Origin of the sequence: Aquicoccus sp. SU-CL01552, from assembly GCF_040365005.1 — a bacterium.
Lineage (GTDB): Bacteria > Pseudomonadota > Alphaproteobacteria > Rhodobacterales > Rhodobacteraceae > Antarcticimicrobium.
In genome coordinates this window covers 1-15,725 of sequence record NZ_BAABWV010000033.1, presented here as the reverse complement: position 1 = coordinate 15,725, position 15,725 = coordinate 1, and the positions used below count along the sequence as shown (strand labels likewise).

Sequence of the window (15,725 nt, the reverse complement as noted above, 5' to 3'; positions counted from 1 at the left end):
GCTGCCTCCCAAGAGCACATTCTTGCCGGCGGTACCGGGAATATCGTCATCCTCGGTAGCGACCTCGATATCCGCCAGGTCGGCCCAAGGGATGAATTCGCCGGGCGCAAAGTCGCCTGATGGCGTATTCACCCCGGTGATATAGGTTTCGGTATCCACGAACTTGATGGCTTCTGCCGTGGAGGCGAAGTCCGGCAAGGGGTCGCCGTCCAGCACGAAATAGAAATCCGACCCGACCATATGGCCGGTATCATCGTCGCCATATTCCACCGAGAATTCCACCAGCGTCGTGGAGTACGTGACGCCGCCGCTTTTCCAGGTGACCTGGAACATGCCCAAGTTCGCATCCTCGACACCGCCGGCGGCGTATGGATAGAGAGCTGTACCGTCCAATCCGAGGAAATAGGTCTTGTTCAGATCGACATCGGCAAAGACGTCACCATCATCCTCCGGTGGGAGCAGAGTATAGGTGAAACCGCCGCCACTCGCAGCGGTGACGTTAAGTGTCACGCTGGCGTCATAACCGGTGTAATCAATACCGGTCCAATCCGCGTTGTCCCGCCAATCGAAAGAAATACCGTCAAGTGCGTATGTCGTCATGTCGCCCCCCCCCAAAAAAAACTGGTTCAAAAAATAACGGGACCACCCCCCATGTCAACGCAGAGACGCTCATCGCGGGATGATTCCGGGCGCACCTCAATTCCCCTGATGGACGTTCGGAGGGCGCGGATCCTGCCGGGTATTGCTTCAGACATAAAACTGATCTGGTCCGAGCTGCCCGAACGGGATGCGCAGTTCGACGAGATTCTGGAGGCACTCGGGTAACCCGGCAACGGTTGCATTCAACAGTGCCAAGGCCGGACCAAGCCTGCCCCGTTTGCCGGGATAGACCACAAAATACCACACAATTTCTGATCACTAGAGCCTTTTATCGCCAAAGGCGCTGTCTTAGTTGGCGGCATCGTCTTGACCCCGACGCAAATCTCGGGGCACGGTTGTCAAGTGGGCAAGACCGCACATGCGAGCATTACCATCCCCCAAGAAACGACAAAGGGAAATTCCATGACCAAAATACTTCGGACCTCGGCCTTGACGATCGCCGCGCTCGCCTTTTCGGTCACGCTCGCACCGGTCGTCGCCAAGGCAGACACTGCCATTGTCATCGGCCAGCAACAAGAGCCGACGTCGCTCGATCCGACCGCCGATGCGACGGCTTCGATCGACGGCATGCTGACCCAGAACGTCTTTGAATCGCTCACCACGGTGGATGAGGCGGGACAGGTCCTGCCCCTGCTGGCCGAAAGCTGGAAGATCTCGGACGATGGGCTGACCTATACGTTCAAATTGGTGGAGGGCGCCAAGTTCCACGACGGCACCACATTCGATGCCGGTGACGTCAAGTTCAGCTTTGACCGGGCGATGGCCGAGGACTCGGTCAACCCGTCCAAGAAACTGTTCAGTTCCATCGAGGCCGTCACGGTCGTCGATCCCGGCACCGTGGAAATCAAGCTGTCGAAGCAAGACGCGTTTTTCCTGTTCAACATGGCCCAGGGCGACGTTTCCATCGTCGCCCCCGAAAGCTATGAGACCAACAATGTCACTCCGGTCGGGACCGGGCCGTTCAAGTACGAGGACTGGACCCGTGGCGACAAGCTGGTTCTGGTGAAAAACCCGGACTATCGCGATGCCGACACGGTCAAGCTGGACCGCGTGGAGTTCAAGTTCATCTCGGACGCGGCGGCCGCTTCCGCCGCGCTCCTCTCCGAGGAGATCGACGCCTTTCCGGCATTCCCCGCACCGGAGATCCTGCCGCAATTCGAAGCAGACCCGCGCTTTGACGTTGTTGTCGGATCCACCGAGGGGGAAGTGATCCTGGCGATGAACAACGCCAAGCCGCCTTTTGACGATGTCCGGGTCCGCCGCGCGATCAGCCACGCCATTGATCGCGACGAGATCATTGATGGCGCGATGTACGGGCAGGCAGTCCCGATCGGCAGTTTCTACCCGCCGCACGGCCCGGCCTATGTTGATCTGACCGGCACCTATCCGCACGATACGGACCGCGCAAAGGCGCTTTTCGATGAGGCCGGCGTTGCCGGCAGCACGATGACCCTGAGGGTGCCCCCGTTCCCCTACGCGACGCGCTCTGCCGAGATCATCCAGGCGCAGCTGGCCGAGGCGGGGATCGACGTTAAGGTCGAGAACGTGGAATGGGGCTTCTGGATCGACGAGGTCTACAAGAAGAAAAACTATGACATGACGATCATCGCGCATACCGCGCCCAATGATCTCAGCAACTTCGTGCGCGGCCCGAAGTATTTCTATGGCTACGACGATGCCGGATTTACCGCGCTCTGGGGCAAGATCAGCGTCGAAACGGACGATGCGGCCCGCAACGAGATGCTGAAAGAGGCGCAGAAATACCTCGCGGATCAGGCGGTGCACGGCTTCCTGTTCCAGATGCCTCAACTGGGCGTGTACAAGACCGGAGTAAAGGGGTTCTGGCCCTCGCGCGCAGTGCTGTTCCAACCGCTGGCAGGCGTGAGCATGAATTGACCGGGTTACTTGCGCGCCGGGCCAGCTTCCGGCGCGCAGGGCCTTCTTCACAATGAGTTACTTTCTCCTCCGACGCACCTTCAGTTTCGTTCTGACGCTGCTCGTCGTCTCGGCCGTGGTGTTCGCCGTCATGAACATCCTGCCGGGCGATCCCGCGCTGACGATCCTTGGAATGGATGCCACCGAAGACGCCCTCGCCGCGCTTCGCGAAGAGCTCGCGCTCAACGACCCGGTGCTGACGCGCTATGTCCATTGGGTCTGGGATGCCCTTCATGGCGATTTCGGAATCAGCCATTCGTTCCGGGTCCCGGTGTTCGACCTCGTGGTCGAACGCTTGCCGCTGACGATCTCACTCGCCGTGTCCGGGATGGTTTTCACCGTGATCCTTGCGCTCGCGCTTGGCATCGGCGCGGCGGCCAATCATCGCAAGCCCGGCGATTGGGGGGTGATGTTTCTCAGCCAGTTGGGCATCGCGGTGCCCGCATTCTGGCTGTCGCTCCTTTTGGTGATGCTTTTTGCGGTCAAGCTGCGCTGGCTTCCGCCCGGGGGGTTTCCCGGCTGGTCCGATCCGTGGGAGGCGATCAAGGCGCTGATCCTGCCGACCGTTGCCCTTGCGCTGGTCCAGTCCGCGGTTCTGGCCCGTGTCACCCGCTCTTCCGCGCTCGAAGTGATGCGTCTGGATTACATCCGCACCGCGCGGGCCATGGGGTTCTCGCGTCGGCGGGTGCTTTGGCGGCACGTTCTGCCCAACGCGCTCATCCCCATCGTGACCATCGTGGGGATGCAGTTTGCCGCCCTTGTCACCGGCACCATCGTGATTGAGAACGTGTTCTACCTTCCCGGGTTGGGGCGCCTGATCTTTCAGTCGATTGCCAACCGGGACCTGCCTTCGGTCCAGGCGCTTGTCATGCTGTTTGCCGCCATCGTCGTCACCGCGAACTTTGTTGTCGACCTGCTCTATGTCGCGATCGACCCCCGCCTGAAAGCCCGGTCATGAAACGTTTGCCTGCCAACCTTGTCATCGGTGCAGTTCTGGTCGGACTGGTCGTTTGCACAGCTGCGCTGTCCCTTGTCTGGACGCCCTATGACCACACCATGCTCGACATCCGCAACAAGCTCGCTCCGGCCTCGCCCGAACATTGGCTCGGCACCGATCAACTTGGGCGTGACGTGCTCTCACAGCTCATGGCGGCGGCGCGCAATTCGGTCGCGGTGGCGCTGACGGCGGTGTTCATCGGCGGCACGACTGGCGTGGCCCTCGGTCTTGTCGCCTCGGCCGTCGGAGGCATCGTCGAAGAGCTGGTGATGCGCCTCGCCGATATCAGCTTTGCCTTCCCCGCCCTCTTGTTCGCCATCATGCTGGCGGCGGTGTTCGGCCCGTCCTTGACCGTTGCGGTAGTCGCCATCGCCTTTATCAATATTCCCGTTTTCGCGCGGGTCGCCCGCGCCTCGGCCAACCAGATCTGGACACGCGAATACGTCTTTGCCGCCCGTGCGGCGGGGATGGGGCGCTTCGTGATCTCGCGCGACCATATCATCCCCAATATCGCCGCCCCGGTGATCGTGCAGGCAACCATCGAATTTGCCATCGCGATCCTTGCCGAGGCCGCGCTCAGCTATCTTGGCCTTGGCGCGCAACCGCCCTCGCCCTCCTGGGGCCGGATGCTGTCGGAGGCACAAACGCTGATGTATCTCGCACCACAGCTTGCCATTTATCCCGGCCTCTGCATCGTCATCGCCGTGCTGGGGTTCAGCCTGCTCGGTGACGGGCTGAGGGACATCACCGACCCAAGATTGGCGCGCGAACGATGATAGAACTTGAAAACCTGACTGTCTCGATCGGAACCGGGCAAGCCGTGCGCCAGGTCTCGCTCTCGATCCGGCCGGGCGACCGGATCGGGATCGTCGGAGAATCGGGGTGCGGCAAGACGATGCTGGGTCTGTCGCTGATCGGTATGACCCCCGATGCGGCCACCGTAAGCGGTCGCATGACACTCGACGGGATCGAGATGGCGGGGGCGGACGAGAAAAGCTGGCAAGATCTGCGCGCCCGCCGGGTCGCCATGATCTTTCAGGAACCTATGGCCGCCCTGAACCCGACCAAGCGCGTTGGCGAAACGGTCATGGAGCCCTTGCTCGTCCACATGGGATTGAGCCGTGAGGCGGCCCGGGAGCGCGCATTGGCACTATTCAAGGAAGTGGGCATCCCGAACCCCGAAGCCCGCCTGCGCCAGTTTCCGCACGAGATTTCCGGCGGCCAACGACAACGGGTGCTGATCGCGCTGGCACTCACCTGTGATCCCGGCCTGCTGATCGCGGATGAGCCGACAACCGCGCTGGATGCCAATGTCGCGCTGAAGATCACCGAGTTGCTGACCCGCCTGGCCCAGGATCGGAACATGGCGCTGGTCTTTGTCTCGCATGATCTGACCGCCGTGGCGCGCGCGACTCTGGACATACTGGTGATGTACGGCGGCGATATCGTGGAACGCGGCGCGACAAAGGACGTTCTGGCCAACCCGCGCCATCCCTATACGCAAGGTTTGCTGTCGGCCCGTCCAAGCCCGGAGAACATGCGCGAAACCTCCGGGCGGCGCAAACGCCTGCCGACGATTCCCGGAACGGTTCCGCCGCTGTCCGACCTGCCCGCAGGCTGCCGTTTCTCCGGTCGTTGTCCGGTCGAACTGCCGGTCTGCGCGTCAGAGCGCGCGCCACTGGTCGGCGGGGCCACCTGCCATCGGCTCAAGGATGCGACATGACGCTTTTATCGGTCGAGCACGTTACCCGGCAATATAGTTTGCCGCGCAACTCGCTGTTTTCTCCAGCCAGGACGATTACCGCCGTAGATGCGGCCAACTTCACGCTGGAGCGCGGCAAGACGCTGGGGATCGTCGGTGAATCCGGGTCGGGCAAATCCACCCTGGCCCGCATGGTCATGGCGTTCGAAAAACCGAACACGGGCCGCGTGCTCTTCGAGGGCAAGGACCTCGCCGCTTTGCGGGCCGCCGAGCTGCGGGCCCTGCGGCCGCATTTTCAATTGGTGTTCCAGGACCCTTTCGGAAGCCTCAACCCGCGCCGTACCGTCGGATGGTCCATTGCGGAGCCGCTGCGCGCCACCGACACGCCCGATGATGGCCGGGTCGCCGAGGCACTTGATCACGTCGGCCTGCGCGCCGCCGATGCCGGCAAGTTCCCGCATGAATTTTCCGGCGGCCAGCGCCAACGCGTGGCAATCGCCCGCGCCATCGTGACGCGCCCCTCGCTTCTTGTCGCGGACGAGGCGGTCTCGGCACTCGACATGTCGGTGCAGGCGCAGATCCTCAACCTGCTTATGGACTTGCAGGACGACCTGGGCTTGGCAATCCTGTTTATCAGCCACGATCTTTCGGTTGTTGGCAGCATCTGCGACAGCATCCTTGTCATGGAACATGGCAAGTCAGTCGAATACGGGGCGGCAGCAGACGTCATGCAATCGCCCAAGCAACCCTACACGCGTTCCCTGTTGAAAGCCTCCGGATTGATATGACCCGAATTGTTCATTTGACCGACCTCCACGTTTCCCACCCGGAGTCCGGTGACGCGGGATTAAAAACCGATACCACCGGCATGCTGCGCCGCGCCGTCGCGGCGATTAACGCCATGGAACCGCTCCCCGACCTTGTGGTCGCCAGCGGCGATTTGACGAACACCGGCGCGCCTTCCTCCTATCAATTGGTCAAGGACATCCTTGCAGGTCTGGAACCGCCCGTGGCACTCGCCTTGGGCAACCATGACAAGCGCGCGGCCTTTGCCGAGGCGTTCGAAACCGGCACCGGCGATGATCCGTATCAGTATGAAATGATCGTTGCCGGGCTTCACGTCATCACCCTTGATACGCTGGTGCCCGGTCGTGTGGCAGGTCGTCTCGACTCCGAGCAGATCGCCTTTCTCGATGCCGCGCTCGATCGAGAGCCGGATCTGCCCAAACTCATCGTCGCGCACCACCCCCCGCATCTTGACGAGCGGACCCTCCCCTGGGCCAGCCTTGACGCGGAAAGCAGCAAAAGCTTTGGCGACACGATCCGCGGGAGGGGCGTCGTCGGCGTGCTCTCCGGGCATGTTCACATCGATCAGGTGTATCACTGGATGGGCGTGCCGGTGATCACCTGCATGGGCCTCAACTCGACCGTCGACATCATGGAACAGCGCGACATGCGCATCGTCGAGGGCACCAGCATGGGCCTGTGCACACTCCGCCCCTCAGGCCTGTCCGTGGCCTTCGTGCCGCTGTCGCCCGACCGTCGCGAACTGGCCGTGCTGGAAGAAGCCCGCCTGCGCGCGTTCCAGTAAAATGGGGGCAGGAATGAAGGATAGCTTCCAGCGCCGCGTTGACCTGCCGGGGGTTCAGAATATCCGGGATCTCGGCGGCTATCCCACGGGCTGCGGTCGAACCACCCGCTGGCGTCGCGTGCTCAGGGGCGATGGCCTGCACCGGCTGACCCCCGACGGGTTCGATGCGCTCAGCGCCTCGGGGCTGACCTCGGTGATGGACCTGCGCTCCGAGGCCGAACTCGCGAACGACCCGAACCCCTTCATGAACCACGCACGGGTCACCTTCTATCACAAGCCGGTTTACGATGATCTCGCGCCGGCCCTGATGGCCACCCAGGAGGCGGGCGAAGACGACCCCCTGATTCAATTCTATCTCTCTGCCCTGATCGACCGTGGCGAGGCGATCCGCGATATCCTCTCGACCATCGCCACCGCGCCAGAGGGCACGCTTCTGTTTCATTGCACCGCAGGCAAAGACCGCACCGGGCTTGTCGCCGCGCTGCTGCTCGAGGTCGCCGGCGTCGACCGCGAGACGATTCTGGCCGACTATTCGCTGACCGGAGACTTCATCCACGACCTTGTCGAGGAGCTGCTTGACCAGACACGCGCCAATGGAGGGGATGCCGAGATGCACGCAAGATTCCTCTCCTGCGCCCCGCTGACCATGTCCGCGACACTCGATCAGGTCACGCAGCGGCACGGCTCGATTTCAAATTACTTGAAGGATATCGGGCTTGAGGCGGGTGACATCTCCGCCTTGCGCGACCGCCTTCTTGGCGACTGACGCCGCGACACTCCAGGCTGCTCGGACCGCTCCGAGGCGACAAGGCAACCTGCCAGTGAACCACATCTGACCGCCGAAACCTGCGTGGCTCGAAGGACTGACGCCCCCCCCCCGTGGCAACGACCCTGCCCACGCCGGTGACGAATGACGATGAAACAGGTGCCGGGACAGGGCAATGACCGGCCCGGAAACCTCCACCCCCGTTGCGTCTCTCGCGGCGGTGAGCCATCGCTATGGCAGGGTGGCGGCCCCGTCCGAGGTGACGCTGAGCATCCCGGCGGGCTGTATGGTCGGCTTGGTCGGCCATATGGTGTGGCCAATGACGCTCGGCAGGAACGGAATGCTTCTGAGCCGGATCAAGTCTTCGGTATTCAGCATGGCCGGAGAGGTCCCGGGCGGACAAACTTCAACAACCTGACAATGGCTGCGGTCGGTCATCGGTTCGCCGATTGACACTTATCAATCGGCGAACGTTCCAAGGCTCCAAGGTTTGTCATGAAAGCATCTGCCAGGCGCCGGCCCCATCGGGCCGGCAACAAGGCAAGCCCGCGGGAGAACGCCTATGCACCACGAGAACCATCACGGCCTGAGCCGGGTGGAACATTCAAGTTCCCGGTTTCCAACCGCTTACACGATCCTGTTTCTGCTGATCGTCCTGATGGCGGCCCTGACATGGATCATGCCTGCCGGCCAGTATGACCAGGCCATGAACGCGGCGCTGGAAAAGGAGGCCCCGGTCCCTGGGACCTACCACACGGTCGAGGCCGAACCACAGGGGCTGGTCGACGTGCTGCTGGCGCCGATTGCCGGTTTCTATGACCCGTCGGAATACGTTGCCAACGCGATTGACGTGTCGCTGTTCGTCCTGGTGATCGGTGGCTTTCTCGGTGTCGTGAACGCGACGGACGCGGTGAACACCGGCATCGAGCGGGCGATCGGCGCGCTGAAGGGCCGGGAAAAGTGGATGATCCCGGTGATGATGGCGCTGTTCGCCCTGGGCGGAACGACCTACGGCATGGCCGAGGAAACACTGGCCTTCTACCCGTTGCTGATCCCGGTGATGATCGCGGCGGGGTATGACGCGGTCACCGGCGTGGCGATCATCATGCTGGGCGCCGGTGTCGGGGTTCTCGGCTCGACCATCAACCCGTTCTCGACGGCCATCGCCTCCAATGCCGCCGGGATTCCCTTTACCCAGGGCATGGGACTGCGCCTGGTCATCCTCGGGCTGAGCTGGCTGGCCGCCGTGTTATTCGTGATGCGCTACGCCGAACGGGTGCGCAAGGATCCGCTGCGCTCGGTCGTGGCAGAGCGGAAGGAGTCGAACGAGGCGCATTTCCTCAAGGATCATGACGCCAGCCGCATCGCCAGCCTGACCGGCAAGCAGAAGATCATCCTGATCGTGTTCGGGGTGACATTCGCGGTGATGATCTGGGGCGTGTCCTCGCAGGGATGGTGGATGGCCGAGATGTCCGCGCTGTTTCTGGGTTCCTCCATCCTGATCGGCCTGATCGGCTGGATGGGCGAGAAGGTCATGACAACCGCCTTCGTCAACGGTGCCCGCGACCTGCTGGGCGTGGCGCTCGTGATCGGGCTGGCTCGCGGCATCGTCGTCGTCATGGATAACGGCATGATCACGGCCACGATCCTCAACTTCTTCGAGGAAAGGATCACCGGCATGTCGAGCATCGCCTACGTCAACGCCATGTTCGGCACCGAAGCGTTGATGAGCTTCGTCGTTCCATCGACCTCGGGGCTTGCGGTGTTGTCCATGCCGATCCTTGCGCCGCTGTCGGATTTTGCCGGTGTCGGTCGCGACCTGGCGGTTACCTCGTTCCAGACGGCGATCGGCATCACCAACCTCATCACCCCGACCTACGCGGTGGTGGTTGGCGGGTTGGCGATCGGCCGTGTGCCCTATGACCGCTGGTTGGCCTTCATCTGGCCGCTGCTGGTGATCCTGGTTGTTGTGTGCTGCGTCGCGATCAGCATCGCCGCTGTTCTGTGAAAACCCGACAAAGGAAAAGAAGATGACCGAACTGACCCTCGGGGTTCACTCTGAAACCGGCGTGCTGCGGCAGGTCGTCGTGTGCCGCCCCGGTCTTGCCCACCGCCGCCTGACACCAGGAAACTGCCAAGAGTTGCTGTTCGACGACGTGTTCTGGGTCAAGCAGGCCCGGAAGGATCACGATGTCTTCGCGCAAACGATGCGTGACGAAGGGGTCGAGGTTCTGGATGTCAACGACCTGCTGGCCGAGACGCTGGATATCCCGGAAGGCCGGGACTGGGTGCTGGATCACCGCATTACGCCGGATCAGATCGGCGTGGGCATGCTGACCGAGCTTCACGCCTGGATGGACGAATTGCCTGGGGTGCAACTGGCCGAATACCTCCTCGGCGGTCTTGCCGTCGACGATCTTCCCTTCGTCCCGTCGGGCCTGTTTGGCAACTACCTCGGCGCGCACGGCTTCATCCTGCCACCTCTGCCGAATGCGCTGTTCACGCGGGACAATTCCGCTTGGATCTTCGGTGGCGTGTCGGTCAACCCGATGCATTGGGCTGCACGTCGCCCGGAAACACTGCTCAACACCGCCATCTACAAGTTTCACCCCAAATTCGCGGGCAAGACGACAATCCACTTCGGCGATCCGACCGTCGAGCACGGGCTTGCAACGGTGGAGGGCGGCGACATCATGCCCGTGGGCGACGAAACCGTGCTGGTGGGGATGGGGGAGCGATCTTCGCCGCAAGGGGTTGGTCAACTTGCCGAGGCGCTGTTCGACTCCGGTGCCGCTCAGCGGGTTCTGGCCTTTGCCATTCCGAAATCACGCGCGGCGATGCATCTCGACACCATTTTTACCCTGTGCGGCGGCGATGTCGTTACCACTTTCAAGGAAGTCGCGGAGGAGCTTGTCTGCTATGACATCCGGCCCGGTGAGGGCGTCGCGCCCCTGCAATTCCGCCATGACCCGCGTCCCATCTTCGAGATCGTGGCCGAGGTACTGGGCTACAAGCGCCTGACCATCGTGCCGACCGGGGGCGACACCGAGGAAGAGCGATCCCGCGAGCAGTGGAATGACGGCAACAATGTGCTGGCCCTGCGGCCCGGCGTGGTCATCGGGTATGATCGCAACGACGACACCAACGCCGCGCTGAACGCGGCAGGAATCGAGGTGCTGGCCATTCCGGGCGCCGAGCTTGGCCGGGGCCGCGGCGGTGGTCATTGCATGAGTTGCCCCACGATCCGCGACGCAGTCTGATCCCGAAAGGAAATGCAATGGCTTTCAATCTCCACAACCGACACTTCCTGACACTGCGGGACTTTACACCACGAGAAATCGCGTTCCTGCTGAAGCTCGCCGCCGATCTGAAGGTCGCGAAATACACCGGAACCGAACAGCCGCGATTGCAAGGCAAGGACATCGCGCTGATCTTTGAAAAGGACAGCACGCGCACGCGAGTCGGTTTCGAGGTTGCCGCCTATGATCAGGGCGCGCGCGTGACCTACCTGGGACCGACCGGGTCGCATATCGGGCACAAGGAATCGGTCAAGGATACCGCGCGGGTGCTGGGCCGGATCTATGACGCGATCGAATATCGCGGGTTCGGACAGGCCGTCGTGGATCAACTGGTCGAATTCTCGGGTGTGTCGGTCTACAACGGCCTGACGGACGAGTTTCATCCGACGCAGATCCTGGCTGACTTCCTGACCATGCAGGAACATGTCGAGAAACCGCTGCACCAGGTGTCCTATGTCTTTCTCGGGGATGCTGGCAACAACATGGGAGACAGCCTGCTGATCGGCGGGGCGAAAATGGGCATGGATGTGCGTCTGTGCGCCCCTGAAGCCTGCTGGCCGGCCCAGGAGATCATCGACGAGGCCAGGACGCTTGCAAGGGAAACAGGCGCCCGCGTAACGATCACCGAGGACGTGGGTGCGGCCGTGAAGGGTGTTGATTTCGTCTATACCGATGTCTGGGTTTCCATGGGCGAACCCAAGGGAAAATGGGCCGAGCGCATCGCCCTTTTGAAACCCTACCAGGTCACGGCGGAGGTAATGGCCAAGACCGGTAATCCCCGGGCCTGTTTCATGCACTGCCTGCCATCTTTCCATAATACCGAAACGACAGTCGGTGCAGAAATCAAGGCCGAGTTCGGGCTCGACGCGATGGAGGTCACGGAGGAGGTGTTCGAGAGCCCGGCCTCGATCGTGTTCGATCAGGCAGAGAACCGGATGCACACCATCAAGGCCGTTCTGGTCGCAACGCTGGGGTCTTGAGATGCTGGTTATCGCGGCCATCGGCGGCAATGCGCTGTTGCGACGGGGGGAGCCGCTGACAGCCGAGACGCAACGTGAAAACGTGAAGAACGCCGCACTTGCCCTCGCCGAAATCGTGCGGGCCGGTCATTCCATGATCGTGACCCACGGGAATGGCCCACAGGTCGGTCTTCTTGCGTTGCAGGGCGCAGCGTACAAACCGAAAGAGGCCTATCCGCTGGACGTTCTGGGTGCCGAGACAGAGGGCATGATCGGCTATCTGATCGAGCAGGAATTGGAGAATGCCCTTGGCCACGATCATGCGGTTGCCACCCTGCTGACCCAGGTGGTCGTCGATCCGGAAGACCCGGCATTTCAGGCCCCGACCAAGTTCGTCGGACCGGTGTATTCCCGGGCCGAGGCGGAGGCGCGCGCGAACGTGGCCGGCTGGACCATCGCGCAGGACGGCGCGCATTGGCGCCGAGTGGTGCCCTCGCCGAAGCCCAACGAGATTCCCGACCTACGGGTGTTGCGCTTGCTGCTCGATCAAGGGGTGACGGTCATTTGCGCTGGGGGCGGTGGCATTCCGGTGATGCGCCGCGCCGACGGTTCGATGATTGGGGTCGAGGCGGTGATCGACAAGGACGCAGCCAGTTGCCTGCTTGCGCTAGACATCGGCGCAGACGCCTTGTTGCTCCTGACGGATGTCGACGCGGTATATGAGAACTTCGGGACCGACCAGGCGACTCCGATCCGCAAGCTCACCCCGGAATCCGGGCGCGCGTTGACTTTACCCGACGGGTCGATGGGGCCGAAGCTTCAGGCGGCCTGCGACTTTGCGGCAACTGGCGGGTTTGCCGGGATCGGTCGGCTTGGCGATGCGCTCCGTATCCTCGAAGGCGCGGCAGGCACCCAGGTGGTTCAAGCCGATGGAGATCGCGGATGAGTGTGGCCACGGACATGCACGTCACCCTACGCCTGCCCACACGGACCCTGTTCGAAGGACGTGCGGAGCGTGTGACGGCGGTCGCCCCGACAGGGGCATTCGGGATCTGGCCGAACCACGTCAATTTCGTAACGGCACTGGTCCCCTCGGTCATGACGCTGCGCCTTGCCAGCGGGGCAGAGGCGATCTTCGGCATCGACGAAGGTCTGCTTGTCAAGATTGGGTGCACGGTCGCGGTGGCCGCCCTGCGCGGTGTTCATGGCGATGATCTCGGCAGCTTGCAGGAGACCGTGAAAGCGCGTTTCTCTGGGATGGACGAGGAACTGCGCCAGGCGCGATCGGCCTTGTCACGGCTCGAGGCGGAGTTGGTCCGACTCGTCGCCGAATTGCAGGGGGATTCGACCCTGAGCCCGGATCCCGGCCGTGTTTCGGCGGGCACGATAGGCCCTGACCCAAGGACGATGCTGCTTCGGGTGCCATAGCGCCGCGACAAGAAGGCCGGCCACATTCGAAGGAGGAAGGGCCTGACCGGCCTTTCGCCGCTGCAAGGACTTCAAGTGCCCAGCCTCGTGACAATACCCGGCCTCAGAGAGGCGTATGCGACCGTTCCGGCGTTTGAAAGCCCTCAGACTTGGCTACAATCCTGTATTTCTCATGCGACTTCAGGTCTATGCGGCCCTTTCGCTTCAGGTCGCTGAAGGCGCGACTGACGCTTTCCGTCGACAACCCGATGTGATCGCCAATGTCCCGCCGACACATCGGAAGCACGACATAGCCCGCGTTGGATCGCGACGCGGCGAAGTCTTCGAGAAACCCATAAAGACGGTCTGGACCATTGGCGTTCGCGAGCGTCAGCAACAGCTTTTCGCGCTGCTCAAGAAGGCCACGTATGTAGGCCCTGACCTCATGCCGCAAGGGTGTGCTGCCGGCGATTTCCTGTTCGAGAATTGCGCGCGGGACTGACTTCACGATGACATGATCGACGGCTTCTGCCGTGAAATGCCACCGATCGGTGTCGGATAGCCCGACAAACTCGCCTTTCTTCGCAAACGAGAATATCTGCCGCCTTCCGTGGCCATCTATGGTGCAGCATCGAATTATTCCGGATTCGATAAAATAGACGGCATTCGCAGGATCCCCGTGAAGCAAGACCGTACTGTTTGGTTGGAAATGCTGTCGAAAGCCTTTCTGTTCGACCAGAGAGATCAATGGGCCATGTCGCGAATCCAGGCTTTGGCCCGTCGCCCGACCATGTGTTGTCTCGCTCATGACGAGGTCGAGGTCTTGGCTGGTCAGGGCTTCCCGCAACCTGATGGGGGCCGCTCTCCGTTGTTGAAAATAGCGCTGAACGGGTTGTGTGCTTTCGCCGTTGATCGCCGAATCCATTGGCCCACTCCTAAATTAGATCTTCAGAATACGTTTCTCCGGTCGCAGGTCGCGGACAGGTCAACTCGTGGACACAGGGTCAGAGGTTGAACGGCTCTGCCTGTCGAGCCGGGGGCGACCTTCCGCAAGGCGACGATATGTTTGAACGGCAGCGATCAAGGCGCCGCCGCTGCCTCTGGCACCGGCTGTATGAAATGCCCGGAAAGCACCTCAACGATCAGAACTTGTCCGATCAGCCCAAGAGGTGCGCGCATGGGCCTGCGCAGGTCCGTGACATGACGGTGCATTTTGACCCTGCTGGACATGTCGGATTTCAGCACAGGCGCGGCCCGGTTGTGCGCGTTTCTTGCACGCTCCAGATACTGCGGCCTTGTTCTGCACCTCATCTCGGCACTCCCGCCCATGTCTTTGGATTTACGCTGACATCTGAGGCTTGCCGCCGTTTCGACGCCGTCACCAGGCAACGTATGAACGTTGGGGCGTGCTTTTGAAGTGCTTCACAGTGAATCGGGAGGTCGGGGTGGATTGTGGATCGCCGCGAGGTGTCGACCTGGGCGGCACGCTTTACGCCCCCAGGCGCCGAAGGACGGCTTCAAGTGGGCCAACGGTTTCGCAGGATCCAACACGGGGATGGGATTCTCCGCGTCAGTTCAACCATCGTTTCCGCATCCAAGTGCCCGGCACTGTCAGGCCACCCTGCGATGCGATGGGCTGAAGCCAAAGCGACATGCCGTCCGTGACACAAACCTCGAGTCCTTGGACGAACAAGGAAAACGGACCGCATCTGACTTAGCGGTGCGATCCGTTCGTATGAAGCAAGGCGATCACTCGGATCGTGATACCTGAATCTTCTTGGTGTTCGCGGTGAGCTCCGCCGGCTTGGGCACCGTCACCGTCAACACGCCGTCCTTGACGTCGGCGGTCACGGAATCGGCGTCGATCTCGAATGGCAACGCGATGCAGCGCTGGAAATCACCGGACATGCGCTCCACCCTAAGAAACTGACGACCTTCGTCGTCGCTTTTTTCCTCTGTCTCCGACTGCTTCCGGCCCTTGACGGTGATCCGATTGCCGACGACCGAGACATCAATGTCCTTTTCGGTCAATCCGGGAAGTTCGGCGGTGATGCAAACCTCCTTGTCGGTCTCGCTTATGTTGGACCGCACCGTGAAATCCGCGCTGCGAGTCCAAAAGCCACGATCAAAATCGTCAAACAGGGAATCCACCTGTTTTCGAAGCGACACGAGGGGAGCATCGTCGCCCTCCTTGTGATGCAGCCAAGATGTCGGCAGAAAGTCTTGGTACGTCATTTCGAAGCTCCTTTTGCATGTAGGCTAGTGACTGTAGAGTGCCGATCGCGCACGTTTCGCGTTTGACTTTCGTCAATTCCAGAATGCGCCGATTGTTCGGCTGGATCCCGAAATCAAGTGACAAGGGGGCGGCGCGCGAATGCCTTCATCGACCGCGCCGGGATTGTCAGGCTG

General features: G+C 61.7%; 16 protein-coding genes. 12 read left to right on the top strand and 4 right to left on the bottom strand.

The window, feature by feature from the left end; genetic code table 11:
* Window positions 1-600: hypothetical protein (locus tag ABWV23_RS22005; RefSeq protein ID WP_353351798.1), on the bottom strand; the 600-nt coding region annotated here is incomplete at its 3' end.
* A 462-nt stretch (window positions 601-1,062) separates the two neighbouring features.
* On the opposite strand from ABWV23_RS22005, the gene ABWV23_RS22000 reads away from it, so the two are divergent.
* From ABWV23_RS22000 to ABWV23_RS21970, 7 genes are read left to right on the top strand one after another with little or no spacing between them, the layout of a single operon-like run.
* A complete protein-coding gene (locus ABWV23_RS22000) occupies window positions 1,063-2,556 on the top strand; it encodes an ABC transporter substrate-binding protein (protein WP_353351796.1) in 1,494 nt (497 codons plus the stop codon).
* 52 nt (window positions 2,557-2,608) lie between these two features.
* Window positions 2,609-3,553 (top strand): ABC transporter permease, encoded by a 945-nt coding sequence (locus ABWV23_RS21995; RefSeq protein ID WP_353351794.1) that lies wholly within the window; start codon window positions 2,609-2,611, stop codon window positions 3,551-3,553.
* Complete coding sequence (locus tag ABWV23_RS21990; protein ID WP_353351791.1) at window positions 3,550-4,368, top strand: ABC transporter permease; 819 nt, start codon at window positions 3,550-3,552, stop codon at window positions 4,366-4,368. Before ABWV23_RS21995 ends, ABWV23_RS21990 begins: the two co-directional genes overlap by 4 nt.
* A complete protein-coding gene (locus ABWV23_RS21985) occupies window positions 4,365-5,315 on the top strand; it encodes an ABC transporter ATP-binding protein (RefSeq protein ID WP_353351789.1) in 951 nt (316 codons plus the stop codon). Before ABWV23_RS21990 ends, ABWV23_RS21985 begins: the two co-directional genes overlap by 4 nt.
* The gene (locus ABWV23_RS21980; protein WP_353351787.1) at window positions 5,312-6,082 is read left to right on the top strand and encodes an ATP-binding cassette domain-containing protein; all 771 of its coding nucleotides are present in this window, start codon (window positions 5,312-5,314) and stop codon (window positions 6,080-6,082) included. The genes ABWV23_RS21985 and ABWV23_RS21980 overlap by 4 nt, the downstream gene beginning before the upstream one ends.
* Window positions 6,079-6,885 carry a metallophosphoesterase gene (locus ABWV23_RS21975; RefSeq protein ID WP_353351785.1) on the top strand — a complete coding sequence of 269 codons (807 nt, stop codon included), beginning with the start codon at window positions 6,079-6,081 and terminating at the stop codon, window positions 6,883-6,885. Before ABWV23_RS21980 ends, ABWV23_RS21975 begins: the two co-directional genes overlap by 4 nt.
* A 13-nt stretch (window positions 6,886-6,898) precedes the next feature.
* On the top strand, window positions 6,899-7,651 hold the full coding sequence (locus tag ABWV23_RS21970) for a tyrosine-protein phosphatase (protein WP_353351783.1): 753 nt from the start codon (window positions 6,899-6,901) through the stop codon (window positions 7,649-7,651).
* A 231-nt stretch (window positions 7,652-7,882) separates the two neighbouring features.
* Here the strand turns inward: ABWV23_RS21970 and ABWV23_RS21965 are convergent, their stop codons facing one another.
* Window positions 7,883-8,089 carry a hypothetical protein gene (locus tag ABWV23_RS21965; protein ID WP_353351781.1) on the bottom strand — a complete coding sequence of 69 codons (207 nt, stop codon included), beginning with the start codon at window positions 8,087-8,089 and terminating at the stop codon, window positions 7,883-7,885.
* Window positions 8,090-8,213: 124 nt separating this feature from the next.
* Between ABWV23_RS21965 and ABWV23_RS21960 the strand changes: the two genes are divergently transcribed.
* From ABWV23_RS21960 to ABWV23_RS21940, 5 genes are read left to right on the top strand one after another with little or no spacing between them, the layout of a single operon-like run.
* Window positions 8,214-9,659: a YfcC family protein gene (locus ABWV23_RS21960; RefSeq protein WP_353351779.1), complete on the top strand. Its 1,446-nt coding sequence runs from the start codon at window positions 8,214-8,216 to the stop codon at window positions 9,657-9,659.
* A gap of 22 nt (window positions 9,660-9,681) precedes the next feature.
* Window positions 9,682-10,911, top strand: a complete 1,230-nt coding sequence (locus tag ABWV23_RS21955) for an arginine deiminase (RefSeq protein WP_353351777.1) — start codon at window positions 9,682-9,684, stop codon at window positions 10,909-10,911.
* Between the two features lie 17 nt (window positions 10,912-10,928).
* Window positions 10,929-11,930: an ornithine carbamoyltransferase gene (gene argF / locus ABWV23_RS21950; RefSeq protein ID WP_353351775.1), complete on the top strand. Its 1,002-nt coding sequence runs from the start codon at window positions 10,929-10,931 to the stop codon at window positions 11,928-11,930.
* 1 nt (window position 11,931) lies between these two features.
* Window positions 11,932-12,855, top strand: a complete 924-nt coding sequence (gene arcC, locus ABWV23_RS21945) for a carbamate kinase (protein WP_353351773.1) — start codon at window positions 11,932-11,934, stop codon at window positions 12,853-12,855.
* Window positions 12,852-13,337: an ATPase gene (locus ABWV23_RS21940; protein ID WP_353351771.1), complete on the top strand. Its 486-nt coding sequence runs from the start codon at window positions 12,852-12,854 to the stop codon at window positions 13,335-13,337. Before arcC ends, ABWV23_RS21940 begins: the two co-directional genes overlap by 4 nt.
* A gap of 103 nt (window positions 13,338-13,440) precedes the next feature.
* On the opposite strand, the gene ABWV23_RS21935 is transcribed toward ABWV23_RS21940, so the two are convergent.
* On the bottom strand, window positions 13,441-14,241 hold the full coding sequence (locus ABWV23_RS21935) for a Crp/Fnr family transcriptional regulator (protein WP_353351769.1): 801 nt from the start codon (window positions 14,239-14,241) through the stop codon (window positions 13,441-13,443).
* A gap of 824 nt (window positions 14,242-15,065) precedes the next feature.
* Window positions 15,066-15,551, bottom strand: coding sequence for an Hsp20/alpha crystallin family protein (locus ABWV23_RS21930; protein ID WP_353351767.1), 486 nt, complete (start codon window positions 15,549-15,551; stop codon window positions 15,066-15,068).
* Window positions 15,552-15,725: the final 174 nt, after the last annotated feature.

What these genes read in the sequence shown, in the direction of transcription:
- ABWV23_RS21935 (WP_353351769.1), bottom strand. Translation starts at nt 14,241, where the DNA reads ATGGATTCGGCGATCAACGGCGAAAGCACACAACCCGTTCAGCGCTAT.
- argF (WP_353351775.1), top strand. Translation starts at nt 10,929, where the DNA reads ATGGCTTTCAATCTCCACAACCGACACTTCCTGACACTGCGGGACTTT.
- ABWV23_RS21980 (WP_353351787.1), top strand. Translation starts at nt 5,312, where the DNA reads ATGACGCTTTTATCGGTCGAGCACGTTACCCGGCAATATAGTTTGCCG.
- arcC (WP_353351773.1), top strand. Translation starts at nt 11,932, where the DNA reads ATGCTGGTTATCGCGGCCATCGGCGGCAATGCGCTGTTGCGACGGGGG.
- ABWV23_RS21955 (WP_353351777.1), top strand. Translation starts at nt 9,682, where the DNA reads ATGACCGAACTGACCCTCGGGGTTCACTCTGAAACCGGCGTGCTGCGG.
- ABWV23_RS21985 (WP_353351789.1), top strand. Translation starts at nt 4,365, where the DNA reads ATGATAGAACTTGAAAACCTGACTGTCTCGATCGGAACCGGGCAAGCC.
- ABWV23_RS21965 (WP_353351781.1), bottom strand. Translation starts at nt 8,089, where the DNA reads ATGACCGACCGCAGCCATTGTCAGGTTGTTGAAGTTTGTCCGCCCGGG.
- ABWV23_RS21995 (WP_353351794.1), top strand. Translation starts at nt 2,609, where the DNA reads ATGAGTTACTTTCTCCTCCGACGCACCTTCAGTTTCGTTCTGACGCTG.
- ABWV23_RS21970 (WP_353351783.1), top strand. Translation starts at nt 6,899, where the DNA reads ATGAAGGATAGCTTCCAGCGCCGCGTTGACCTGCCGGGGGTTCAGAAT.
- ABWV23_RS22000 (WP_353351796.1), top strand. Translation starts at nt 1,063, where the DNA reads ATGACCAAAATACTTCGGACCTCGGCCTTGACGATCGCCGCGCTCGCC.
- ABWV23_RS21940 (WP_353351771.1), top strand. Translation starts at nt 12,852, where the DNA reads ATGAGTGTGGCCACGGACATGCACGTCACCCTACGCCTGCCCACACGG.
- ABWV23_RS21960 (WP_353351779.1), top strand. Translation starts at nt 8,214, where the DNA reads ATGCACCACGAGAACCATCACGGCCTGAGCCGGGTGGAACATTCAAGT.
- ABWV23_RS21930 (WP_353351767.1), bottom strand. Translation starts at nt 15,551, where the DNA reads ATGACGTACCAAGACTTTCTGCCGACATCTTGGCTGCATCACAAGGAG.
- ABWV23_RS21990 (WP_353351791.1), top strand. Translation starts at nt 3,550, where the DNA reads ATGAAACGTTTGCCTGCCAACCTTGTCATCGGTGCAGTTCTGGTCGGA.
- ABWV23_RS21975 (WP_353351785.1), top strand. Translation starts at nt 6,079, where the DNA reads ATGACCCGAATTGTTCATTTGACCGACCTCCACGTTTCCCACCCGGAG.